The sequence below is a fragment of the Cytobacillus oceanisediminis 2691 genome (assembly GCF_000294775.2).
Taxonomy (GTDB): domain Bacteria; phylum Bacillota; class Bacilli; order Bacillales; family Cytobacillaceae; genus Cytobacillus; species Cytobacillus pseudoceanisediminis.
The window spans coordinates 4,989,371-5,014,084 of record NZ_CP015506.1 but is presented as its reverse complement, the minus strand read 5'-3'; the positions used below and the strand labels follow the sequence as shown (position 1 = coordinate 5,014,084).

At 39.2% G+C, this 24,714-nt stretch carries 26 protein-coding genes; 14 read left to right on the top strand and 12 right to left on the bottom strand.

Going from position 1 to position 24,714, the window contains the following annotated elements:
* Position 1: 1 nt before the first annotated feature.
* The 10 genes from A361_RS25095 (at position 2) to A361_RS25050 (ending at position 11,563) form a co-directional block, all read left to right on the top strand.
* The gene (locus tag A361_RS25095; RefSeq protein WP_019380739.1) at positions 2-1,192 is read left to right on the top strand and encodes a thiolase family protein; all 1,191 of its coding nucleotides are present in this window, start codon (positions 2-4) and stop codon (positions 1,190-1,192) included.
* A gap of 25 nt (positions 1,193-1,217) precedes the next feature.
* Positions 1,218-2,228: an NAD(P)-dependent oxidoreductase gene (locus A361_RS25090; protein WP_019380740.1), complete on the top strand. Its 1,011-nt coding sequence runs from the start codon at positions 1,218-1,220 to the stop codon at positions 2,226-2,228.
* Complete coding sequence (locus tag A361_RS25085; RefSeq protein ID WP_019380741.1) at positions 2,225-2,638, top strand: PaaI family thioesterase; 414 nt, start codon at positions 2,225-2,227, stop codon at positions 2,636-2,638. Before A361_RS25090 ends, A361_RS25085 begins: the two co-directional genes overlap by 4 nt.
* Positions 2,635-3,597 carry an NAD(P)H-dependent flavin oxidoreductase gene (locus tag A361_RS25080; protein ID WP_019380742.1) on the top strand — a complete coding sequence of 321 codons (963 nt, stop codon included), beginning with the start codon at positions 2,635-2,637 and terminating at the stop codon, positions 3,595-3,597. The genes A361_RS25085 and A361_RS25080 overlap by 4 nt, the downstream gene beginning before the upstream one ends.
* Before the next feature lie 11 nt (positions 3,598-3,608).
* A complete protein-coding gene (locus A361_RS25075; protein WP_019380743.1) occupies positions 3,609-4,370 on the top strand; it encodes an SDR family oxidoreductase in 762 nt (253 codons plus the stop codon).
* Between the two features lie 11 nt (positions 4,371-4,381).
* On the top strand, positions 4,382-5,488 hold the full coding sequence (locus A361_RS25070) for a tartrate dehydrogenase (protein ID WP_019380744.1): 1,107 nt from the start codon (positions 4,382-4,384) through the stop codon (positions 5,486-5,488).
* Positions 5,489-5,505: 17 nt separating this feature from the next.
* The gene (locus A361_RS25065; protein ID WP_019380745.1) at positions 5,506-6,852 is read left to right on the top strand and encodes a hypothetical protein; all 1,347 of its coding nucleotides are present in this window, start codon (positions 5,506-5,508) and stop codon (positions 6,850-6,852) included.
* A gap of 191 nt (positions 6,853-7,043) precedes the next feature.
* Positions 7,044-9,050 carry a penicillin-binding transpeptidase domain-containing protein gene (locus A361_RS25060; protein ID WP_019380746.1) on the top strand — a complete coding sequence of 669 codons (2,007 nt, stop codon included), beginning with the start codon at positions 7,044-7,046 and terminating at the stop codon, positions 9,048-9,050.
* Between the two features lie 619 nt (positions 9,051-9,669).
* Positions 9,670-10,332, top strand: coding sequence for a hypothetical protein (locus A361_RS25055; protein ID WP_019380748.1), 663 nt, complete (start codon positions 9,670-9,672; stop codon positions 10,330-10,332).
* 16 nt (positions 10,333-10,348) lie between these two features.
* Positions 10,349-11,563 carry an efflux RND transporter periplasmic adaptor subunit gene (locus tag A361_RS25050; protein WP_019380749.1) on the top strand — a complete coding sequence of 405 codons (1,215 nt, stop codon included), beginning with the start codon at positions 10,349-10,351 and terminating at the stop codon, positions 11,561-11,563.
* Positions 11,564-11,603: 40 nt separating this feature from the next.
* Here A361_RS25050 and A361_RS25045 read toward each other — a convergent pair whose 3' ends face one another.
* From A361_RS25045 to A361_RS25035, 3 genes are all read right to left on the bottom strand, one after another.
* A complete protein-coding gene (locus tag A361_RS25045) occupies positions 11,604-11,903 on the bottom strand; it encodes a hypothetical protein (RefSeq protein ID WP_019380750.1) in 300 nt (99 codons plus the stop codon).
* Between the two features lie 97 nt (positions 11,904-12,000).
* A complete protein-coding gene (locus A361_RS25040; protein ID WP_019380751.1) occupies positions 12,001-13,026 on the bottom strand; it encodes a LysM peptidoglycan-binding domain-containing protein in 1,026 nt (341 codons plus the stop codon).
* A gap of 145 nt (positions 13,027-13,171) precedes the next feature.
* Complete coding sequence (locus A361_RS25035) at positions 13,172-14,050, bottom strand: helix-turn-helix domain-containing protein (RefSeq protein ID WP_019380752.1); 879 nt, start codon at positions 14,048-14,050, stop codon at positions 13,172-13,174.
* Between the two features lie 373 nt (positions 14,051-14,423).
* Between A361_RS25035 and A361_RS30080 the strand changes: the two genes are divergently transcribed.
* A complete protein-coding gene (locus A361_RS30080; protein ID WP_019380753.1) occupies positions 14,424-14,576 on the top strand; it encodes a hypothetical protein in 153 nt (50 codons plus the stop codon).
* Positions 14,577-14,623: 47 nt separating this feature from the next.
* Here the strand turns inward: A361_RS30080 and A361_RS30075 are convergent, their stop codons facing one another.
* Positions 14,624-14,767, bottom strand: coding sequence for a hypothetical protein (locus A361_RS30075; protein WP_019380754.1), 144 nt, complete (start codon positions 14,765-14,767; stop codon positions 14,624-14,626).
* A 41-nt stretch (positions 14,768-14,808) separates the two neighbouring features.
* Positions 14,809-15,696 (bottom strand): helix-turn-helix domain-containing protein, encoded by an 888-nt coding sequence (locus tag A361_RS25030; RefSeq protein WP_019380755.1) that lies wholly within the window; start codon positions 15,694-15,696, stop codon positions 14,809-14,811.
* Positions 15,697-16,136: 440 nt separating this feature from the next.
* On the opposite strand from A361_RS25030, the gene A361_RS29585 reads away from it, so the two are divergent.
* Positions 16,137-16,325 carry a DeoR family transcriptional regulator gene (locus A361_RS29585; RefSeq protein WP_162272022.1) on the top strand — a complete coding sequence of 63 codons (189 nt, stop codon included), beginning with the start codon at positions 16,137-16,139 and terminating at the stop codon, positions 16,323-16,325.
* A gap of 113 nt (positions 16,326-16,438) precedes the next feature.
* Here A361_RS29585 and A361_RS25025 read toward each other — a convergent pair whose 3' ends face one another.
* The 3 genes from A361_RS25025 to A361_RS25015 form a co-directional block, all read right to left on the bottom strand.
* The gene (locus A361_RS25025) at positions 16,439-16,660 is read right to left on the bottom strand and encodes a hypothetical protein (protein ID WP_019380757.1); all 222 of its coding nucleotides are present in this window, start codon (positions 16,658-16,660) and stop codon (positions 16,439-16,441) included.
* Positions 16,661-16,662: 2 nt separating this feature from the next.
* Positions 16,663-16,926: a hypothetical protein gene (locus tag A361_RS25020; protein ID WP_019380758.1), complete on the bottom strand. Its 264-nt coding sequence runs from the start codon at positions 16,924-16,926 to the stop codon at positions 16,663-16,665.
* Positions 16,927-17,112: 186 nt separating this feature from the next.
* On the bottom strand, positions 17,113-17,484 hold the full coding sequence (locus tag A361_RS25015) for a hypothetical protein (protein WP_157888561.1): 372 nt from the start codon (positions 17,482-17,484) through the stop codon (positions 17,113-17,115).
* Positions 17,485-18,162: 678 nt separating this feature from the next.
* On the opposite strand from A361_RS25015, the gene A361_RS25010 reads away from it, so the two are divergent.
* Positions 18,163-18,339, top strand: coding sequence for a hypothetical protein (locus A361_RS25010; protein WP_162272021.1), 177 nt, complete (start codon positions 18,163-18,165; stop codon positions 18,337-18,339).
* A 182-nt stretch (positions 18,340-18,521) separates the two neighbouring features.
* Here the strand turns inward: A361_RS25010 and A361_RS25005 are convergent, their stop codons facing one another.
* Positions 18,522-19,634 (bottom strand): acyltransferase, encoded by a 1,113-nt coding sequence (locus A361_RS25005; protein ID WP_019380762.1) that lies wholly within the window; start codon positions 19,632-19,634, stop codon positions 18,522-18,524.
* A gap of 471 nt (positions 19,635-20,105) precedes the next feature.
* Between A361_RS25005 and A361_RS25000 the strand changes: the two genes are divergently transcribed.
* Positions 20,106-20,321, top strand: coding sequence for a hypothetical protein (locus A361_RS25000; RefSeq protein ID WP_019380763.1), 216 nt, complete (start codon positions 20,106-20,108; stop codon positions 20,319-20,321).
* A gap of 421 nt (positions 20,322-20,742) precedes the next feature.
* Here A361_RS25000 and A361_RS24995 read toward each other — a convergent pair whose 3' ends face one another.
* The 3 genes from A361_RS24995 to A361_RS24985 form a co-directional block, all read right to left on the bottom strand.
* Positions 20,743-21,261: a hypothetical protein gene (locus A361_RS24995; RefSeq protein WP_019380764.1), complete on the bottom strand. Its 519-nt coding sequence runs from the start codon at positions 21,259-21,261 to the stop codon at positions 20,743-20,745.
* Positions 21,262-21,553: 292 nt separating this feature from the next.
* Positions 21,554-22,477, bottom strand: coding sequence for a LytR family transcriptional regulator (locus tag A361_RS24990; protein ID WP_019380765.1), 924 nt, complete (start codon positions 22,475-22,477; stop codon positions 21,554-21,556).
* 374 nt (positions 22,478-22,851) lie between these two features.
* Positions 22,852-24,534: a cell wall-binding repeat-containing protein gene (locus A361_RS24985; RefSeq protein ID WP_019380766.1), complete on the bottom strand. Its 1,683-nt coding sequence runs from the start codon at positions 24,532-24,534 to the stop codon at positions 22,852-22,854.
* Positions 24,535-24,714: the final 180 nt, after the last annotated feature.

The window sequence follows — 24,714 nt, the reverse complement described above, 5'->3', positions numbered from 1 at the left end:
CATGAATCAGCCCTATATTGTGGAATCTGTCCGGACAGCTATTGGCAGAATGGGAGGAACGATAAAAGACGTCCCAGTAGATCATCTTGCAGAGAAGGTCATTCGGGAAGTATTAAACCGCTCTCATAGGGATGTACAAGTGGATGAGGTGATTCTTGGCCAGGCTAAGCAAAGTGCGGATACATCCAATCTTGCACGTCTGGCCGCCTTAAGAGCGGAGCTGCCTATTGAGGTTACAGGCTATACAGTTCACCGCCAATGCGGATCCGGTCTTCAGGCCATCAATAATGCGGATATGCAAATCAGGCTCGGCTATTCTGATGTAGTCGTGGCGGGAGGAGCTGAAAGCATGAGCACAGCGCCTTACTATATCCGGAACGCCCGTTATGGCTTCCAGGCCGGAAATGCACAAATTCTGGACCCGAATACCGAAAGCCAGCCTTGTTCCCAGCCAATCGAAAAATACGGAAACCTGACAATGGGATTAACCGCTGAAAATCTGGCAGAAAAGTATGCTATTTCAAGGGAAGAACAGGATGAATTTGCGCTTCGCAGCCAGGAGCTTGCGCATGCTGCCATTGAATCTGGCCGTTTCGAAAAGGAAATCATCCCGGTTGAATATAAGCAAAAAAGAGAAACAAAGCTTTTTAGTGTGGATGAGCATCCGCGCAGTACAAATATTGAGAAGCTCTCTAAGCTTAAGGCGGTTTTTAAGGAAAATGGAACCGTGACAGCAGGAAATGCCAGCGGCCGCAATGACGGTGCTTCCGTCATTTTGATGATGAATGAAGCAAAGGTCAATGAATATAGCTTAAGACCAAAAGCGAAAATCATTGCCCAGGCTGTGAGCGGAGTATCTCCTGAGATTATGGGGATTGGTCCTGTCACCTCCACATTTAAAGCGTTAAAGCAATGTGGTTTATCGATGGATGACATTGGATTGATTGAGCTGAATGAAGCATTTGCAGCTCAGGCACTTTCAGTCATCCGTGAATCCGGAATGGATATGAATAAGGTGAATGTAAACGGCGGTGCCATTGCTTTAGGCCATCCGATAGGGGCTACAGGAGCGATTTTGATGACAAAGCTGCTGCACGAGATGGAACTTAGAGGCGAAAAATATGGACTGGTCACTCTATGTATTGGCGGCGGACAGGGAATTACCACCATAATCGAAAACCTTCAAGTTTAATAATATTCATGAAGGAAGTGTTGTGATGAACAGGCCTCATATTGTTCAGATTCTCCCCATGTATCATGCGGATGGGGAGAATCTGCTGAACAAACATGCTGATGTGAAGAAGTTTACCGAATTTAACGAACAGGAGATATCTGATTACCTCCAGATTCATCATGTCGACGGAATCATCCTTCGGGCTCCGGCAAGGATCACTCCGGCCATTCTGGACTGCTGCCGGCAGGTAAAGGCCATTTCGGGTGCGGGAGTCGGACTTGATAATATTGATGTCGGATATGCAACGAAAAAGGGAATACCCGTTTTGCATGCACCAAAGCTCAACAGTACCGCCACGGCAGAACATGCAGTGAGCCTGCTTTTAGCGGTGATGAAAAAAACGGCTTATTTTGACAGGGAAACCAGGAGTGGGAACTTTCAGTCAAGGGATGGGGATATTACACTTGAATTGGAAGGAAAGCAGCTGGGGCTTGTTGGCTTTGGGAGTATAGCGCAAAAAGCGGCCAGGATTTTAGTCCAGGGCTTCGGCATGAAAGCTATGGCGTATGTCAGAACAGTCAATGCAGAAAAACAGCAAGCGGCTGACCGAATAGGAGTGGAACTAACTACGTCTATAGAAAATGTTTTTACTAAAAGTGATGTTGTAAGCTTACATATTCCATTAACCATAGAAACAGACAAACTAGTAGATTATCAATTACTGTCGCTTATGAAAGAAAGGGCTGTACTGATAAACACTGCCAGGGGCGGCGTGATCAACGAGGAAGATTTGGCAGAAGCATTGAAACAGAATCGAATTCTGGGTGCAGGGATCGATGTTTTTGCAGATGAGCCGCCGCCTTCTGATCACCCGTTTTTTCAGCTTAAACAAGTAACCGTGAGTCCGCACATTGGCGGAATCAGTCTTGAGGCGGCAAGGAAAACCTCCATGCTGATTGCAGAGAACTTAATTCGTGCCATTCAAGGTCAAAAGCTTTCTGTAATAGCCAATCGAGTTGAACTGACCGAAGCAGGGAAGGGGTTATTTTCATGACACCAGAACATTTGAAGAAAGTCATAACAGATTTTGAAAGCAGCCCATTCTGGAACTTTATCGGATTGGAATTAAGGGAATTAAGAGAAGGGCATGTTCTATTAGCCCTTCCCCTCCAGAAGGAGTTCATAAATGTAAGAAATTCTGTCCACGGCGGCATCTATGCATCCATACTGGATACAGCAATGGGCATGGCAGGCAGGTCTCTGGGATATGATGAGGTTGCGACACTCCATCTAAACATTCAATATCTTAAGTCTGTGATGGACGGTACGGTTTACTCCGAGGCAGAGATTGTTCATCAAAATCGCAGCACGGTATTGATTGAAGGCAGGCTAAAGAATGAAGACGGTGAACTGATTGGACATTGCACCGGAACCTTTAAGCTATCAAAAGGTGAAAAGGGATGATGCACACAGCTATTACAGAGATGTTTAACATCCGCTATCCCATTATCCAGGGGGGGCTTCAAGGACTTGGAACATCCCCGCTTGTGTCCGCCGTATCGAATGCAGGCGGACTCGGCCTGATAACAGCTGGAAGCTTTTCGTCCAAGGAAGAAATGCTGGAGGATATTGAGTCGGCAAGAAAGCTCACCTCCAAACCATTTGGTGTAAATATCGCTCTTGGAATCCGCAAGCCAATGGATGAATATGTGGAAGGGGCAATCGAAGCCCGTGTTCCCGTTGTTTTCACCTCAGGAAATAACCCCGAGAAGTATATGGAGAGCCTTAAAGCAAACGGAATAAAAGTCGTTCATGTCGTGCCTTCAGTAAGATTTGCCAAAAAAGCAGAATCGATTGGCTGCGACGCAGTGGTCGTGGTTGGATATGAGTGCGGGGGCCATCCGGGCAAAGAGGATGTAACCAGCCTTACCTTGATTCAAAAGGCTGTAAAGGAGCTTTCGATACCTGTCATTGCAGCAGGAGGGTTTTCAACAGGAAAATCTGCTCTTGCTGCTTTTGCTTTAGGGGCACAAGGTGTGCAGATGGGAACAAGGTTTTTGGCTTCCAGGGAAACAGCACTCCATGAGTCGATCAAAGACAAATTGATAAAGCTTCAGGAAACAGATACCGTGCTTGTGAAAAAATCAATCGGGAAAGCCATGAGAGTGATGAAAACAGACCGTGCGCTGGAGCTGCTGAAAAAGGAAGAAGACGGAGCAGTTTTAGAGGAGATCTTTCCATATATAAGCGGAGAAGCCTATATGGAATTAATTAAAAATGGCAATGAACATTCCGGTGTCATCTCATTAGGGCAGACCATCGGATTAATAGATGAAATAAAAAAGACAGAAGAGATTATCAAGGATATTGTGCAGGAATACGAACAGCAGCTTGAATGTTTGTACAGGAATTTGAATAGATAGGAGCGAAGTCATTGTTTAATCAAGAAAACCAGGTGGCTGTTGTTACTGGCGCAAGCAGGGGGATAGGAAAGGAAATATCCAGAAGACTGGCCTCGGAAGGTGCATATGTCTATTTAGTCGACATTAATGAAGAAGCCTTAGCTGATACCCGACATGAACTGCTGGAAAAAGGCTTTGATGCAGAAATGCTCAAGGCTGATATCACCAATGAACAGGAAGTGGAAAGGCTTTTTTCCTATATAGAGGAAAGGCATGGAAGGGCGGACATTTTAGTCAATAATGCCGGGATCATCCGGGATAACCTGTTATTTAAGATGAATGCCGATGATTGGGACAGTGTCATGAATGTTCACTTGAAGGGAACTTTCCTCTGCAGTAAATATGCCCAGAAATTAATGGTTCAGAACAAATATGGAAGAATCATCAATCTATCTTCCGTATCAGCTCTGGGAAGCAGGGGGCAGGCCAATTACGCAGCGGCAAAAGCAGGGATCCAGGGATTTACGAAAACACTGGCTATTGAACTGGGAAAATACAATATTACCGTTAATGCCATTGCACCTGGGTTTATTAAGACAGAAATGACAAAAGCAGTCGCAGAACAGCTTGGCATTTCCTTTCAGGAATTAATTGAATCCAAAGTAAAGCAAATTCCGGTAAATAGAGCAGGATCTCCAGAGGATATCGCACAGGCGGCAAGCTTTTTTGCCAGTCCCGCATCCTCATTTATTAGCGGTCAGGTCTTATATGTTGCCGGAGGCCCAAAAGCATAGGAGGTTATGATATGAAGCATTGGAATATTGCACTGATCCCTGGAGATGGAATAGGCCCGGAGGTGGTGGCAGAAGGAGTAAAAGTATTAAAAAAAATAGAGGAACTTGATCTCGGTTTATCCTTTTCTTTTACAGAGTTCCCATGGGGCTGCCAATATTATTTGGATAAAGGAAAGATGATGGCTGATGATGGAATCGAACAATTAAAGGGATTCGATGCCATCTATTTGGGGGCAGTAGGCTATCCTGGTGTGCCTGACCATATTTCACTGTGGGACCTGCTCCTGAAGATCCGGAAGGAATTTGATCAGTATGTAAACATTCGCCCAATTAAACTTCTGCATCCGGAGCTGACACCGCTAAAAAACAAAGGGGAAAAAGAGATCGACTTTTTGGTTATCAGGGAGAATAGTGAAGGTGAGTATGCTGGAGCAGGGGATTGGCTCTTCAAAGGAAAGCCTGAGGAGGTAGTCCTGCAGACCGGTGTGTTTTCAAGGAAAGGAACAGAACGCATTATTCGCTATGCATATGAAGAAGCCCGCAAACAGAAAAAGACATTAACAAGCATCAGTAAAGCAAATGCACTGAATTACTCCATGGTGTTCTGGGATGAGGTATTTGATGAAGTGGGGAAAGAATATCCGGATGTCAAAACTTACTCCTATTTGGTGGATGCTGCAAGCCTCTACTTTGTTCTGCAGCCGGAAAGATTTGAGATTGTCGTTACCTCCAATTTATTCGGGGACATTCTAACCGATCTGGGGGCTGCGATTACAGGGGGACTCGGGCTGGCTGCGGGAGCGAATATCAATCCTGAAAGGGAGTTTCCATCCATGTTCGAGCCTATTCACGGATCCGCACCGGACATTGCCGGGAAAGGTCTTGCCAACCCGCTGGCTGCCATCTGGTCCGTCAGCCAGATGATGGATCATTTTGGAGAACCGGCCTGGGGAAGCGCCATCCTGAAAACGATGAAAGACCTGCTTCAGCATAAGAGTTCACTAACTCCGGATCTGGGCGGAAAAGCTTCAACGGATCAGCTTGGCAATGAGTTTATGGAGCTTTTAAGCAGTTATGCTCCGGCTAAGGTTAAAAGTCCTTCCAGTGGAGTTAAATAATAGAGAGAAGGGTTCCTATGATACGGTTTTCTCTCGTATTAAGCATGTGTTTTCTTTATATTCTTGAGGCATTTGTGCCGAATATGTACATTAGCTTTATTTTTAATATGGCGGCTGCAGCGGTCTTTTTCACCATGGTGCCGTTATTGGATAGGAAGGGCAGGATATTTACACTGGGCCTATTCTCTGCGGGGATTTTCATTCATTATGCAGTCGGGGATAGGGGCCTGCTGCTGATCGAGGGCATCACTCAGAATATGGCCCTGTTGGCCATTCTCATTCTGGCTCCGCTTCTGTCCATTCCCTTAAGAAGGGAAGGAATTATTGATACAGTTATAACTTATTTAAATGAACTGAAAAACAGCCCTGCCCATACTTTTTATGGCATAAGCTCATTTATGCTGACTCTGGCTCCTATATTGAACATGGGGGCCTTAAGGATTGTACACGGCTTTGTGGAAAACATCAAAATTCCATCCAAGTTATTATCAAGGTCGTACTATGTAGGATTTACACCGGCTGTTATTTGGTCGCCATTCTTTGCTTCAGTAGGAATTGTTTTGTTTTATTTAGAGATCACGTATCTTTCTTATGTAGCGTTTGGTGTGGTTTTTGCCATATTGCAGATGGCAGCAGGAATGATTCTGTTCCGACCGGCTGGAGCTGTGGAGACGGCAGCTGCACTTGAGGAGGAAACTGGAGACGCGGCAGCTGATAAAGGCAGAAAAAAGGATTTGTACACGCTGGCCGGCTTTGTACTTGGCCTGGTGCTCCTCTTGATTGTCATGGAGCAGGTTTCCCACAAATCAATGCTATTGCTGGTAAGCATGGTCTGTTTCATTGTGCCGGCAGGCTGGATGGTCCTGCGGAAGCAAAAAAAGGCCGTAAAGGAAGAAGTTTCCCTCTATAAGAGCAAGATACTGGCACAGAGGATGGAAATTTGCCTTTTTCTAAGCGCGGGTCTTTTTGGCAACGCTGTTTCACACACACCTGTAAAACAGCTGCTGGAGAAGTCCATGCAATGGTCAGCACAGCAGTCTATCGGAACTTTGTTCTCGTTCATCATCCTGTTTGTTACGTTAATGGCCTTTCTTGGAGTCCATCAAATTATCGTCATTCCGCTGATCCTAACCTCGCTGAACTTTGCCGAAATGCCTGGTATTACGGTAGTCAGTGTGGCATTTATGTGCATTTTCACCTGGATGCTTTCTTCTTCCATTTCACCACTTAACGCCCTGAATATCATCATCAGCCAATGTGTTCAAAAAAACGGGCTGACCGTTGCATTCAGATGGAATGGTGTATACTTTATCTCTGTTACAGGGATGGCCTTTTTGTATGTTTATATACTGAATTGGTTTTGAAAAAATTTGGTTAAATTAATAGAAGGATGCGAACCTATATCGTTTGCATCCATTTTTATTTGATAGACGATGTATAACTCTCAAGTGACAATCTAAATTTGCAAAGTTCACATTCGGCAAAATTTAGGTGGTAACTGCCGCTAGGAAATTTCTCCAATTAAATGATAATATAGTAATAGGGAGGGTGAGTTATGAGAAAGGTATTGTTTTTTGTTTTTGCTGTCCTGGTTTTGGCCGCGTTGAGCGGGTGCAATAAGGAAATTAAGCCGCAGGATCGCTTTAAGCAGTATGTGGAGCATTGGAATAAGCAAGAGTTTGAGAAGATGTACGAATACCTGTCAAAGGGTGCGAAGCAGTCAATCAGCAAAGAGGACTTTGCAGCCCGTTATGAAAAGATTTATAAGGATTTAGAGATAGATAATCTGAAGGTAACATACAAGCCGGATATGGAAAAGGAATACAAAAAAGAAGAAAATGCAAGTTTTCCTTTTTCAGCAAGCATGGACAGTGCAGCCGGCAAGATTGAATTTACCCATGATGCCAAGCTTGTGAAGGAGGAAAAGGAAGAGGAAGACAATTGGTTTGTTGCCTGGGATACGACTTATATTTTCCCGGAGCTGGGGCCAGAGGATAAAATCAGCTATTCAACTGTTCCGGCGCAGCGCGGGGATATTGTGGACCGAACAGGTGACCCGCTTGCTTTAAACGGCACCCTATATGAAATTGGTGTTGTACCAGAACAAATGGGTGATCAGAAGGAGCAGACTGTCAAAGGTTTGTCAGCAGCCCTGGGAATGTCAGAAGAGCAGATTAATAAAAGCTTGAATGCCAGCTGGGTGCAGCCAGGTTACTTTGTGCCAATTAAGAAGGTTTCCCCGGATGATAGGACAACATTAGATAAAGTGTTCGCACTAAAAGGTGTCCTGAAACAGGATGTCAAAGGCAGAGTCTACCCGATGGGGGAATCAGCAGCCCATCTAATCGGATATGTTGGAACGATTACAGCTGATGAAATGAAAGAGCGTGAAGGCTATTCAAGTACTGATATAATTGGGAAAAGAGGACTCGAACAGGTGCTTGAGGAGCGTTTGAAGGGTTCGAACGGAATTAAAATCGGCATCCAAAAGAAGGACGGCTCTGAAGTGGTCCTCTCTGAAAAACCGGTAGAGAACGGTGAAACTATTCAGCTTACCATCGACATGAACCTGCAGAAGTCACTCTACACAGAGCTGGGAGGAAAGCCGGGAACCGCAGCAGCAATTGACCCAATTACCGGAAATACGCTGGCGCTCGTCAGCAGCCCGAGCTTTGATCCGAACCAGGCTTCACTCGGGTTTACAGCTGATGAGTGGAAGGCAATTGAAGGCAATAAGGACATGCCGCTTCTGACACGATTTAAGCAAACCTATGCGCCAGGTTCAGTGATGAAGCCGCTGACAGGCGCAGTCGGACTGACAGAAGGAACATTAACGCTTGATGAAACGATTAATGTTAAGGGCCTTCAATGGCAAAAAGACAGTTCATGGGGTGGCTATAAAGTCACTCGTGTTAAAGACCCCGGCGGGCCGGTCAACTTTGAAAAAGCGATGATGTATTCGGATAATATCTATTTTGCCCAGCAAGCCCTGGAGCTGGGAAAAGAAAAGTTTTCAGCAGGGCTCAAGAAATTTGCGTTTGAAGAGGAAATTCCATACGCGTTCCCGCTTGAACCATCCAAGATTGGCGGCCTGGACACAGAGATTCTGCTCGCTGATTCGGGCTACGGCCAGGGCCAGGTGGAAATGAGCATTGTTCATCTTGCAGCGTCTTACACACCTTTCATCAATAAGGGATCCATGATCAAACCTGTTCTTCTGGAAGAAGAGGAAAAAAGCCAGGTGCTAAAAGAAGGCGTGATGAGCGAAGAAACTGCGAATACGGTGGCAGCCGCAATGGCTAAAGTCATCCAGAATCCAAGCGGAACCGGCCGGCCGGCTTATATGAAAGATTACCCTTTGGCTGGGAAAACAGGGACAGCTGAGCTGAAAAAAAGTGCAAACGAAAAGGGGCAGGAAAATGGCCTGTTTGTTGCATACAATCCCCAGTCTCCGAAGCTGCTTATTGCGATGATGATAGAAGGCGTTGAAAAGAGCGGCGGGTCGAAAGTAGTAGTGGAAAAGGTGAAGAAGGTATTTGAGGAGCATAAAGGGCGTTTTTAATGCCGGAACTAATCAAGTGTTTGCATCTATATGATGCAGGCACTTTTTTAGTAAACTTTAAAATGAAATTTATCCAAAAACCCTAACATTTAAATTATGAGAGGGTGGAAATTTCTTGTCTGAGCCAATCTTACGAGTTATTTAGGCACCATCACCTTATGTTACCTGGCAAGGTGCCTTCTATATCGAACTGATTAATGTAAATATATTTAGATCATTTGGCATTATTGCCGCTTCTTCGTTCTAGACTGAAAAAAGCTGACCGCTTCCAAAATAAATAACTTCTCCTGCTCACTCAGCATTCTCCAGTTTCCAGCTTTTATTTTCATTTGTAAGCCCTCCTCGATTTTTAATTCTCTCGTGACAAGGACATAGTTGTAAAATTCTTACTTATCTATACCGCCTTTCTGGTAACTTGAAACAACAAAAGTTTTTGCAAATTCTGACACGCTTTTTTTTGAAAAAAGGAGAAAAATAAAGAAAATACGTATCTCTACGCCTTTTCGACAATCCTTTAAGAAGATTTAGCCCCAATTCTGCACATTTCTACCCATTTCCCAAAATTTTGATTTTGATGTAAGATAAAAGAATAGTAGATTACAGTGTTGGAGGATTCTTTATGGGCTATCGGGTACCGCTTCTGAGAGGATTGAAGGAGCCATATACAATTTCGCATCAGTTGAGGAAAGAGGAAAGTCTGACTGGTTTATGGAAACAAGTTTTGCTATTAATCCTTTTAAGTGCGCTTGTTTTTGGGTTTAGTGCCTTCTTTGGCATTGGAAGTGAACAAGCATCGAGAAGCCTTTTAGACCTTTCGAGAAGCGAATATGAACTGTATAAGCTTTTCTTTGGAGCAGGGCAGGTTATTTGGGGGATTGTCTATGCCATTTTGGTCATTTTTGTGCCTTCCCTGTTCTTTTGGACCCTTGTCGAGGTTGAGTACAAAAAACTGATAAGCATTCAATTAATGGTTTTGCTGATTCTATTAACTGAAAAGATAATCAATATTCCAATCTTTTTGTTTTTGGGATTAAATACTAACTCTTCTATATTCTCATTCGGTATTATTGCTCAAGCCTCAGCTTTCCCTGAGTTAATAATCTATACTCTTTCTGCAATAACATTATTTAAAATCTGGACACTTGTCCTGCAATATAAGTACTTAAAAGTCGTATCCGAAAGAAGCCCCCGCTTTCTTATTTTGGTGTTACTCGGAACGCATCTGTTTTTTGTGATTGTTTCAGCTTTACTCTCATCCATCCACCTGGAAAAGCTTATATAAGTGAGGGGATTCTTTAATGACTTGGAAGGCAAGATTGTTAGCAGGTGCTGTGGTTCTCTTTTTGGCTTGTAACATCACCCTGCTATTTCTTAAAAATGATAAAATAAACAGGACTTACCATGTTGATGAATGGACATCTGTAAAAAAACAGGATCTTCTTGAGACCATGCCAGCAAGAGGTGTATTGGCCCCAAAAGAAGAACAGCATTTTTACTATGAAAATTCAACCGGCACATTCAAAGGATTTCTCGTCGAAAAAGGTGATGAAGTACAGCAGGGTACAGGGTTATTTGAGTATTCTCCGGATGACATTACACTCACAAAAGAAGAATTCCAAATTGAAAAGGAAACGCTGGAAAACGAACAAGAAAATCTTGAAAGCCATATTAGTGATCTGGAAGGAATGCAAAGAACCCTTTCCAGTGCAATCGTTGAAGAGGATCAGCCAAATCCGAATGAATATATGATACAAACAATTGAACGGGATATTTATGAAAAAGAGCTGCAAATCAGCAGAATTGATACTGAAATTGAAAAGTACGAGGACCTGATCGAGGCTGCAGATGAAAGTCTTTTAAATCTTACAGTTGCTAGTGAAATTGACGGGACAGTAAAAAGCATTAAGCATGACCTCACTAATCCTGTAGTAACTGTTATATCCAATGAGCAAAAGGTCACCGGGATTTTTTCTGAGCAGGAAATTAAAAAAGCTGCGGAAGGGATGAAGGTATTTATCACACCGGAAGGCAGCAATAAAAAGATTAATGGAACCATTGAAAAGATTTTAAACCACCCTACTTCAGAACCACATGCTGAAGCAGAGAGCCGGTATGAATTTTCTATAGCAATAGATGAATCAAACAGGCTTGGAAGCTTCCATGGTGAGCATGTAGATGTTCGAATCGTAACAAATGAAGTGATAGATACCCTGACTGTTCCGGCCGAAGCGGTTAAGAAGGCGAACAAAGGCAAATATACATATGTGATTCAGACAAATGGCCGGGTGGAAAGAAAAAAAATCGAGACAGGTATCAAGGTTAACCAGACCCTGGAAGTGAAAGAAGGGGTCGAGAATGGAGAATTCATTCTCCTGGAAAGACCACCATTTTTAAAAACAGGATTTCCCTTCATTACCTCAATGGAACCGAAAAAACTGAAGAAGAAAGACTTAAAGGAGTTAAGAAAGAAAGACATGCTGAAATACGCAGCCAGAGGACTTCTTTCCAGATAGAGAGAACCAGCAGCCATATATGCTGCTGGTTCTTTTATGCCTAATAATAAGGATCTTGGTTACCAGATCGGGATCTGAAAAGGATGCCGATAAACATAATCACGGCTGTAATCAGCCATACAATCATAAATGCTGAGCCAAGTGTAAAAGAGTTGCTCGCATAGTCCATGCTTTGCTCGGTATAGACGATATACACAAGGGGTACTGCATTCAAAAGGAAAAAAACAATAATGGCAGCCAGCTTTCCTGGAGTCTGATTCTGAAGCTTGGAATAAATTAAAAGAAGACTCGTTAATAATAAAGATAAGGACAAAAATGTAATAATACCTACGATGTTCATCTGATCTCCTCCTTTAGACCCCGCTATCTATATCATTCTTCAAAATATATGTATACTCCTTCCAAAATATGAAAAAAGACACCTGTAAAAAGGTGTCCTAGTAAAAACGTTTAAATCCATCAAAATGGCTCTTCCAATACGAATTATCCAGACTGGAAACTTCAACGCCTGATGAGCCAGCGTGGATAAATTTATTATTTCCTACATAGAAACCTAAGTGAGAAATGCCTTTCTTATATGTATTCTCGAAAAATACTAAATCGCCAGGCTGTGGCGTATTCACATAAAAAGAGCGGCTGTAGTACCCTTCTGAAGAGTACCGTCCCATCTTGGAGCCTGTTTGCTTTAGGACATAATAGATGAAACCGCTGCAGTCAAAGCCTGAAGGAGTTTGGCCGCCCCATTGGTATGGAACACCTACATGCTTCTGGGCTTCGGCAAGAACCGAAGATGAAGCGGAATTTTCCTCTTTAACTCCTGTGCCTGACTGATCATTGGCACTTGAATTCTGAACAGCTTGTACCTTTAATTTCTGTCCAACTAAAATAAGGTCAGAATTTAAGTTATTCAGCGCTTTTAACTGGTTGACAGTTGTCTTATGTTTGGATGCAATGCCACTCAGGGTGTCTCCGCTCTTCACGACATATACCGAATTCCCTGATGGTGCAGAAGAAACAGGGGGGGCAGAGACAGATGTTTGCTCTTCCGAAGCGCTTCCTGCAGACTTGGACACTTTAAATAACTGCCCTGGAAAAATTAAGTGGCCGCTAAGATTATTCAAATTCATTAAATCTTGTAAACTCATATTATGCTGTAAAGCAATCTTGGATAGAGTGTCTCCTGATTTTACAGTATATGTACTGGCACTAGGAGCAGGAGCAGCTGGTTTTGGTTTGCTGGTTTGCTTGGTCCCGCTGGAAACTTGAAGTTTTTGGTTAATAGAAAGGAAATCAGAATGTAATCCATTCAGACTCTTAATCTCGTTAACCGTTGTATTGTATTTGATTGCAAGTTGATAAAGGGTATCGCCCTTTTTCACGACGTGAGTATCAGCAGAAGCCTGGGCGGCAAATGCGGAAGAAAGCATGGCAGCAGCTGCTATGGAGACCATCTGTTTTTTCACTTTTCCGGTTCACTCTCCTATATACATTTTTAGATAATTCTACCACATATATCGTCCAAAAAGATCATATATTTACAATGTTATACAAAAAATATAGGATTTTATACTCGTGTCGATTTATGTCAATTGACCGGCGGTCTAACTTTTAGCTGCTGCTGTTGAATTTTTGGATTTTTCCCCGGATATAGTCGTTATATCGGTCATTTTTCTGAAGATGAAAAATCTCAAGAGCCCGTGACATATATGTCTTCGCCAATACGAACTTCTCTTGAAGCTCATAATTGAATCCAATATGGTAGTGAAGCTCACCCAAAAGGAAGAGAAGGTCCTTTTCGATGCATACCGAGATTGCTTCTTCACATAAGCGGATCGATTCCTGATAATTTTCGAGTTTGGTATAAGCTTTTGCCAGATTATATAGCAGTCTGCTGCGGATAGTTTCATCCTGAAGGTAAATGATATGGTTTAAATGCGCTCTTGCAGAGAGATGAATGTCCATTGCCTCATAATAATGCCCATTCTCATAGAAGAAGATCCCCTTGCTCATCAGGATCTCAATTTCTCTTTCAGTCCATACCTTATCAAAGGTCAGCCCAATAGCCCTATCAATTAAAGAATGAGCCAATTCTGCGTCATGATGGACATGGAAGAGATAAATACCCTTATGCCAGAGAAGCAGCTGCAGATTTTTCTTGTTAGCAGCAAAGAGGGGGTTCTTTTCTTCTGCTTCGACAATTTCTTTAATGAGTGGATAATTAACATTATTTCTGGCCTGTTTCAGCTGGTTAATGACTTCCTGTACATAATCCAGTCTCGGAGTGGTGCCAATGTCAAAAAAGTAATTAATATCGACTCCGAGGCGCTGAGATATAAAGTATAGAGTAGAGGCCAGGGGCAATACATCGCCATTTTCAATTTTACTTATTTGTGCCTGGGTACAAATATCTTTTGCAAGGTCCTTTTGTGACAATCCCAATGATTTTCTCAACTCTTTAATCTTCATGCCTATCGCTGAAAAGTCCATATCCACACACCCTTTAAAATATTCTTAAAGTTATATTTTCTAAGAAAACAAGCATTTTCTGGTGAATAATAGCCCAAAAAACAATTTAAAGGCTTATAATCGGAAATTCAAAGAAAGATTTTTTATGTTTAAATGGTTCTATTAATATGTTACAGGATTAATTTGGGATTATAAAGACAAGCACACTTGTCTCGATTCTAAGTCCTGGACATGGAGTGTTTTTCTATCTTTGGAACAACATCCTAAAAATCTCCATTTTGCCGCTTCCAAGAGAAGTGGCCTTTTTTGAAATAATTGGAAAAAGATTGTCAAGTGATGATGAACGTAATAAAATGATGTTTAAGAAATACTAGGTAAATAGGAGGGTAGGGAATTGAAAGTAATAGAGGAGTCTGATTCCGTGCATAATCTTTTCTTGGACATGATTACAAAAGCCTATGAAAAAGGAATTGGAGAACAGGAAATCAGCGTGAAACAGCTGCTTATGGACATGGAAGACGATCTGCGGAAGATTATCGCGGATTGATGATAATATAAAAAAGCACTTTCGTGAAGAAAGTGCTTTTCTAAACATTAGTGCTGTGTAGGCAGCCCCATTGTGGAAAATTGTGGGCTATGCTGTGTAGGAAGACCATCAGTAGCAGCACCGCCAGAGAAAACAGCACCTAAAGCAAAAACAGATAGGGCTAAAGTTACAGTAGCAAAAAACTTTTTCATTACTACCATCCTTTCAGTTTTTAATATTCAACAAGAAAATATTAACATTTTTCTAGTAGTTTTTCTAGTTCGACTTCCACTAATTTTACGAATCTTTCGTTGTTTTGGAGTAAAAAGACTTCTTTAGACTTATTGATATATTCAATTCCTTTATCCACATCATCTATCTTTATATAATTTTCCCCAGACTGATAGTAAAATTCCCCAAATAAATAAAGAAGTTCATTGTTAATACAGTCCTTGATGCCTTGGTTGCTGTATTGCAGGGAACTTTCGTACTGTTCTCTGGCTGATAGGGTTTGAGAGAGGCCATAGAGAATCCTTAGTTTTGCTTTGGGATCAAGGATATGTGGCAAGGATTCGAGGTTTTTGAGGGCTTCTTCGAAAATATCATTTGCCACAGCAAATTCCTCTTCCTCAAATCTGATAATCGCAATGCTTGTCAGGATTTCAATTTCCCGTTCTGAAAGATTCGTACGATCAGGGTTCGTTAAGTCGATTGCTGTATAAAGTGTATTAACAGAGTTATAGACATCCTTGCTTAAATAGTAGATGCAAATTCCTTCATGCCACATTAAGAACTGTTTGTGGGAAATATGCTTGAAGATGGGATTTTGCCGTTCTCTTTTAATAATGTCATAGATAGCCTGGTAGTTTCTTTCCCGCTTGTATTTTTTTATCAGTTCAAATACAGCGGTTACATAATTAAACGTACTTGAGGAGGCATAGTGAAAAAAGTAATTTACTTCGACATTCAGTTTTTCAGCTAACTCATAAAGCTGGTCGAGTGCAGGATACTTTTTTTCTTTTTCAAATGAATAAAGGTCCTCTACGGTGCAGATTCCCTTAGCCAGCTCCTCAGGGCTCAGCTTTTTGTATTCCCGAAGAGCCTGGAGTATTTCTCCAAAACTAATTTCAGCAATGCTCATAACTCTCCCTCCTTTCCTATAATAATATGCCAAAATTTCCACTTTCATCAACTGTTTTTCAAATCCTCTGCGACTTATGTTCTGTTAGAGAAGATAAATAATTAACGGAAAGAGTCAAAAAAGGGCCTTTTTTGGCGAAATAATAGTTCTAAATTCCTGTAACCGGTGCAAAATCAAACGTAAAATTTAGAATTTTGTAATAATAATGTAATAGATTTACTAGGTGAAAGTAAATGGTATTAAATTGGATGTCTGTTTAATTTATCTTTGAATTATATTTTGGATTACTAGTAAATTTAGGGCGTACACTCACTCGAAAATTTATTATGTTTCATAAACTGATTTAAAATTCGTATTAAAATAAAGTTTAAAAGATAAAAAAAGAGTTAAATATATTATAAAATAACTATAAATATGTTATTATTTTCCTTAAAAACAATTTGGAGAAGGGAGTAAAAGAGGTGATTGAAGAAGCAATAACGAAAACGATTCGGATTTTATCTCTATTTGAGATGTTGAATCGAGGGGAAATAATAAAAAAGAAAGAGGCAGCAGAACTATTCGATGTAAGTGAAAAAGCGATACATAGAGACCTGAAAGAAATTAATATCTATTACAACCAAATATAAATATAAAAGAATAGTTAATAGCGTGGTCTATAATCGGATGGAAAAAGGGTATTTCCTGCAGGTCAGGAATACATAGGCCAATAAAGCCACCCAATCAATCGGACGGCTTTTTTTTACAACTCTATCAAGATGCCTGATTTATCATCGTGCTGTTTTAACCTTGGATAAAATAAGCAGGCAGGATCGGATTCTTCAAGCTTCAGAATATTTTTCTCCAAATCATCCAGCCCCTTTTCAAAGGCCACCTTTGCTGTTGTAAGCCAGGTTTCCTCCTGGTCCGAATCTCGATGGGAATGCAGCTTTAAACCATCAGACAGCCAAAGGATTTTATTCACAGCTATAAGCGGGATATGCCCATATTCCGAAAATCTGCAGCTTCATGGGAACCGTCTATAATTCCATACCCCTCCGGAGTGTTCAGCTTATTCCGGTTCGCCTGGAGCAATTCCTGCACATTTTCCCTGAAGAACTGATGATTTTTTTGCAGTTCCTCTATTGAAAATGAACCTTCCCAGTGCAGCAAATATTCATCCTCTTGTACAATAGAACTTAGCATATCGTGGAGATAAATGAATAACACTATTGATGATTTGTCCTGCATCCTGTAATTCTTCCTCGGTAATCATCACAGGTATTCTCTGACAAAATTGCCATCACTGAAAAGAGTTTTGATGAAGCTAAGCAGGAAATCGATCAATCCATTTCTAAGTTAAAGTCTGAAAACCTGTAGATGCTTGGTTTTTTTACTGCTATCATCAGCTTTACCATAAGCTCTTTAAATATTCAACTATTTAAAAGGAATTCCCAGAATAGATCCGTTCTCTCTCGCATGAATAATGGCCTCAGCATAATTATGAAGGACGCCTACCTGATTCGGCAACTTTTGTAAGGCATCTTTGGCAAAAGCCACAGCCTGTTCAATCGCTCCAGCGGTTCCTATTTCCTTATATAAAAGGGAGAGAATATGCGGGTATAAAGGATACTGAATAATTCTTTCGCCAAATCTGTCGACTATTTCCTTAAAGTGGCTTATGTTTTTCATTCTTCGTGCATATGTAGATAAAACGACAAATATAGATAAAAGTATTATGGAGGGATTCCTGCTCCGAGTCAATGCTGTTTTCAAGATATAAAGTCCATTCACTGTATTCTGATTCACTCAATGTTTCAGCCATCTTTTCAGTTTGAAACATGGGTTCATCTGTGCCTCCATTCTTGCAAGTTTGGCATAATAAAATTTAATGAATTTATGAAAATATACTTAAAACTATTTTACTATATGCCTTTTGGATTTGCTTCTAGTATTTAAAGTGTTTTCTGATTTCTTTTTGTGGCTGAGAAGGCAGTGATTTATGAGAAAGTTCTAAAGTGGTCATTACTATTAGGTAAGTATGCCATTTAATTATAGGTACTTCAATTTGTGATAATAATGTGCCTGGTAGTTCTTCGGTGGCTAGACTAACTATTTATCTGACAGGAACAGTTATCAATCAAACGTTTGATTGATAACCTCAACAGAAATATTACCTGAGAAGCAATTTTACAAGATTCATTGTTTCGTAAACAGTGACCTTTCCACACCATAAGAAACGGGTTATATAACCCGTTTCTTATATTTTTGTAAAACCTTGCAGAAAAACATCTTTTCCTGGGGAAATTGCAGAATTCTATGTCGACTCCCTCATATGCAGATATTCTCACTTTATGCTGTTAATTAATAAAAGGGGGTGAGACTTTATGAAAGGCAGGAAATCTTGCATGTAACCAGATACGACAGCAGCTTTAAGGTAAAAGCTTATGAAAAGGGAAAGCTGATCGAAAGAGCACATTTGTATTGATGACAAAGAAGCCGCCTTCTGGCAAAGTGATTTATTTCAAAGAAAAAATTTACAAGGCCATCAAAGAAGCTTTAGGATTGGACAGGGATATACAGAAGAGCGATATGCTAGGACTCATTAGTCTCGATTTTGTGGATCATCCATTAAAAATTTGTCCGGAAAAGAAAAGGCTGTGAATCTTGAGTCTCTCTATTTATGGGGGAATGAGATCAATTATCTGAAATTTCTATCAATAATACAAATAAAGAATGTAAAAGAATACATATACAATCTTAATAAAGGAAAATTTAAAGAAGCAGCCGCCCTTTGAAAGGGTGGCTGTTTACATACGAGATAAGCATAGTTACCAGATATAAAATTAGCGCTGGGTAGAGCTGTATCGTAAACTGGCAGGCTTCATTCCTTTGGAACTTTCCTGAGATGATATCCTTTTAGGTATTGTCAGTATATATTGGTTCTTCGGTAATAGCTGTATTAGTTTTACCAATGAAATAGTTAATATTAGAATCAAGCCAAAGACAATTGGAAATAATTCCGTTTTCCAAATGAAAACAGGTGCAGTTTCCTGGAAAAAATATATAACCAAGGGGTGTACCAAATAAATTGCCATTGATAATGTGCCAATCTTGACAAAAAAGAAGTTTAGCCACTTTACCTTACTGATTTGCTCCCCGATACCAATAATAAACAAGGTGATAATGGGAATGTTAATCATATTTGTTGCCCTGTTGGAAGCAATGGCACCTGTGTGTTTATACTCCCAAACAGCTGCAGCAGTAACAAAAAGAACAGCTATGCTCAAAAGAATCTTATATTTTTTTGCGAAAGCTGAAAGGGGCTCATAATAATAAGCCAGAAATCCGCCAAAAATAAAAAAGAAAATCCAATTAGGCAAGAATGCACGCTGACTTAGCATTTCTCCTAAAAGACCGTTAAATTGACCTGGGTTGTATACCTTTAAGAAATATAGATTTATGAACACCGAAATACCTAATAAAGCTGGCCAAATCAATTTAGACCTGAAAAGCTGTAAAATAGGAAATAACAAATAAAATTGAAAGACAATGGACATAAAATACAGATGATAAAAAGCATTGCCAAAAATAAAATCGATAAAAAATAATTTGAAACCAGATTCAAACGGGTTTGCTTCCAATTCAAAATACATAAACAGCAGATAAACTATGCTCCAAAATAAAAAGGGTAATCCTATCTTAGTGAAACGGCTGGAGACGAACCAATCCAATTTGAAGCCTTTATACCGTACTTGGTAAAAAAGCAAAAAACCGCTTATAAGAGCAAACATAGGTGTTCCAAAACGGCTGATTTGATTAATAAAATAAGTAATATCATTAAATTCTTTACCCTGTTGATAATAAAAAGTAGCTGAAACATGAACCAATAGCACTAATAGACAGGCAATGGCTCTTATTATATGAATTTCTGAAATGTGTGCATTTTTTTTATTCAAGATTTCACATCCTTATACTTAAGTCAGAAGCAGATAGAGATATTCAATTACTTCTAAATGGTATAGGAAAATCAAAAATCTATCATTATTGTAAAATAATTTTAATATAATTGTATTGTGTTTTAAATAATAAATACTTTTAGTAAATATACTGGCATTAATTAACAGGCGCTTAACTATAAAATATGATTCTCTACAGCGAACACTCTGAATATTTCCTAAGTACCACTTATAGTGCGATTTAGATAAAAAGAATAGTATTTTTATATAAAATCTTCAAAAATGTTGAAAAATGTAGTATAAAAGTTTTAGTATAAAAGTATTTATTGGATATTTTAGTAATTCGTAATCTAAGAATGGAAATACTAGGATATTTTTGCGAAAAACAGTCCTTTTTACTTTTTGTTTGTTTATTGAATAAAGGGGAACTGCTTAATAAAGGGAAATAAAACGAAAAAGGAGGAGTGCACATTGAGTGCCTTATTTGGAACAGCAGAATACTTTGAACAAAAAATTGAAAATAAACTTTCCATGCAACCATTAAACAACAACGGTAATGAACTAATCTCAACCATCGTCGCACAACTGGAGTATGAAATTCGATATGATTTTATTTGCCACGAAAGAATTAAAAAAGAATGCCTTGAAAACCTCTATAAAGTTTCAAGGAAAGTAACTCCAATATAGTAATCCAGGTACCGTTGTAAATTCATCGGAAAAATAAATGAATAAAAAAACTCAGCTTTTAGCTGAGCAGATTTTCGGTAAAGCTTCTTTTAGTACTCTGTATTTATGTTATTTTTCCATTATGTTCATCCTCATTTGGATATGATCACAATTTGATTGAATCTTCAAGTAGCATTGATAAATAAGTATCAGCAGATCCACCTAAATGCAATCTAATCTTACTTCCTAATCATATCGAATCCTCAGCAGTGTAATGTTAACTAGATCACTGCTCTACAAAAGTATTAGTTCAGCGATACAAATAAAATCAATCAAACGTTTGATTGATTAATAAGAAAACATTAATTTTGAAGGACTCATACTGGTAGATTCTTAGGAATAGGACAGCATATCAATAGATTGCAGGAGAGAATGCTCTCACTTATAACTTTCTTCTAGAGATTTCATCCAATGCAAAGAAAATAACGGAGCAAATCAACGCCATTAAATCAAAAGGGATAGAGATTAAAAAAGTCATTAAGCCAAATCCAACATGGATTATTCCAGAAACCAGTGCACGGTTATACGGAATTCGGGTTGAAATAAACTCTGCAATCATAGAAACAGGAAGACCATATATTAAAATGAAAAATAAACTAAAATAAATAATAAACATTAAATCCGTAATTATGAAATCATTCATAGCTGTTTCATTAAAAGCAGATAAGGATTCTATTAAAAATAATCCGAACGTGAATGTTAATGAAGTAAATAGTGATACTTTTAATTTTCTAAGAACTATATAATTCGTAAATAAAATCTTCCTTACAGCTGGAATTAAAAACAGGATGGAAAGCAAGATAAAGAGAATCCTGACAATTAAGGACTGAGTTGAAGAGAATATAATAAATAAAAGAATAACTACTGCAAAAACAATAGCGAAAGAATTGCCTTTAAACATAATAAATAAACATCCTTTTTTCTTTATTATAGTAGAAGGATGAAACCAGTGCGAGGGAATCTATTTATTAAATGGGCACGCTTGTTAATCTCAATAGCTGATCTGCGCCACCTTTTAAAGGTCGAGAGGGTTATCAGATCATTATACTTACACTGATATAAACAAAAATTTTAAATCGGGGAAATTATTAAGAGAAAGTTTTTATTAATTTGCTTTAAAAAGTTTATTCATCAATATGAAAGTGAAAATAATAAAAACGAAAGGCCTGTTGCCTTCCGTCTTTATCAGTATTTTATTCCAATTCCAGATGGGTTCGTAATTCAGTTTGAATTCGCTGCTTTTCTTCCTCGGGTACAATTAGGTACCATAAGCTATTGATGGTTTTGCCGTTTCCTGTGATTGTCATTTGCTCAATGTTTCCTGCCGAATCTTTATAATTTTTTTGAATATCTTTTATTTCAGTAAAAGTTAGGTTTGTGCGGACATTTCTTCCGAGTGCTTCAAAAATATCATCATATTTTGTTAGGGAATTTACGCTAATACCCTTTTTTATTACTCCTTGAATGATTTGGCGCTGTCTATTCTGCCTGCCAAAATCCCCGTTGGGATCTTTTTTCCTCATCCTGACATATGCGAGGGCAGCATCACCGCCAATAGTATTATGCCCTTCTTTAAAATGATAACTTCCTTGAGAAAAAGCCATCGGACTGTTCACATTTATACCGCCAACAGCATCTACAATATCTCTGAACCCATCCATGTTTACTTTTATGTAATAATCCAGTGGAATATCCAAAAAGTTTTCCACTGTTGCCATAGACATTTCTTCATTGCCAAAAGCATAAGCATGGTTGATCTTATCTTCAAAGCCCTTGCCAGCAATCTCCGTTCTTGTATCGCGTGGAATACTGATCATTTTTATTGATTTTAAGGTTGGGTTGACAGTTAATACTATCATTGTATCTGAGCGCCCTTTATCTCCTTCACGCTCATCAACTCCTAGTATTAGTACCGAGAAAGGATCTTTTTCAGCTAAGGTTATTTCATTTTGCCGTTTATCTGTTTTATGGTTTATGGGCTGATGCATAGATTCAACAGCTGAGTTCAAGGATCTGAAAACAGAGAAGGCGTAAGTGCCTCCAGCTAAAAAAAGTAAAATAACTAACACCATCAAATACTTAACCCATTTTCGTTTCTTCTTTCTTTCTGTTCGCATACATTTTCCTCCAGTTTCTAAAAAGGGCCTTCTTAATTTTTAACGTAAAATAATATCTGAACAATCAAAAAATGAACTAATAATTCTCGTATTGAAAAAGCCAGTGGGATTTTAAATGAAAAATTAACTAGTAGTATCATGATAATTCCTTTATTAACAAAAAAGCAATTAATTGTTAAATGAAGACGTAAGTTAATGGAAATTAGTATACAGGTTTACGGATTTTAAAAAGGGGGAAGTATTTTTCAAAGAATTGAAGAATTAACGGGAGGTCTGTTTAAATCTACTTCCGTTTCTTTTGGAAAGAGATATCTTCGTACAAAAAAGCAATCGAAAAAACGGACACCTTTATACAAAGGTGTCCGTTGGCTTCGTTATCGTATTAAATTATACAGCTGTTTTTCTGTGTTTGGTGATATAGAGCCAATATCTCCAATGAGATACATATGCTCCAGCTCACTCCTCTGGTTTGTAAGAAATGCGTTAACCTTATCTTCCACTTTTTCTGTTCTCGTTAATAGGATTGGTGCATAGAAGTAGTTGGCTAACGGGGCTCCAGATAAAGCATCAGGGAAAAGGTCCCCTCTAGCAAAGGCAACGGTGCTTAAATCCATGCCATAGTTGTTCATTCCATATTTCGCTACGTTAATTGCTACCTCGTAACGGTCTTTTCCGCCAATCCTTTGAACGTTCGCTCCTTTGCGGAGCTCCTTTAGTTTCACTGAAACAGAATCCTTAACCGTTGCCGGTCCGCCAACAACGATAAAGTTTTTAATTTCAGGATGACTTTTAATAAATGCTTGAATTGTTGCTGGAACTTCCTGTGACTTGACTAAAAGGATAGGCATTCCTGCTGGACCTGCTATTGTAGAAGCTGAAAGTGCATCAGGAAATACTTCACCGCTTGCAATTATAGCTGTATCGGACTCGGTGTAAGATGATACATGTTCTGCGACACTAGCAGATACTGCAAAGCGGTCTTTTCCGCCAATTCGTTCAATCTCATTTACTCCAAGCTTTTTTAGTTGTGATTCCACTTCGGTTGATACAGAACCAGTGCCACCCAAAATGATTGCCCTATTAGCGCCATAGTTAACGATCTTTTCCTTAATTTTATCAGGAAGTGTTTTTGTTGTAGTTAGCATAACCGGAGCTGTTTCAAGATTTGCAAGCGGCCCCCCTGACAAAGCATCAGGAAATAAATCTCCTCGAGTAATAATGATTGTTCCGCTATTATATCCCCAATAATCTAAAGTGCTGCTGACATGGCCAGATACATGGTATCGATCTTTCCCATATATTCTTGAGATGCCGGGAAGAGTAATGCTGTAAAAAGAAGTGATCGTATTCCCCTTTGAGTTTGTCGCTTGAAACGAAACACTATTAAACCCCTTCGCCAATTCTACTTGTTGTGTGAATTTTCCGGGATAAACATTATATTCTTTTTGGTTACTAAATATTCTTACAATCTGTGAATTCTTTGTTTCTCCTGAAACCGTTAATATTGGTGATGAGCCCTTGTTAAGGCGAGATTCATGGTTTGATGGATTATTCACTAATAAATCAGGGATTGTATTGGCAGGATCACCAGCAAAAGGGCCATTTAGGATATAGTCATATGTAACAGGCTGTTCACTATAACCCATTACTACCAAAACATAATCACCTTCATCAAGGTTAAAATTATTATCTGCATCAGGCTCAACTAGTTCCTCGGTGTCAAATTCATAAATAAAATAATCCACCTCATCTTTTTCTTGATGCAGTTCTTCCAGAGAAAAATTTCCGCCATAAGTTGAGAAGTGATATTCATGAAATTGATAAGCATCTATTGCTTTTTGGTATTGCATTTGAGTTGAAGCAGCCTGTGCTGAGGCCGAAGAAATGGAAGCAGTTTGTGTTGCTGAACCCCTGTCTTTCAAATAATTTACAATTTGGTGTTTTTTTAATTCATTAATTGATGAATCCGATTCTTGAGCAAAAGCGTTTGTACTTAAAAATCCAGACCCTAACACAGCAGCGGCAGTAAAGGCAGATATCATCTTGGTCCACTTCATTTCTAGCAATCATCCTTTTAATTATATTTTTTAAAACCTAATCTAATTTTATTTGGAAAAATTGTAAATGGAATAGTTCGAAATACCTATTATTTAAAATTTAAAATTTTATTACACTTTCTCTCATTCCAATAATATTTAAAATACTTAATTTTCCATAAAGTTCATATTATAATATAT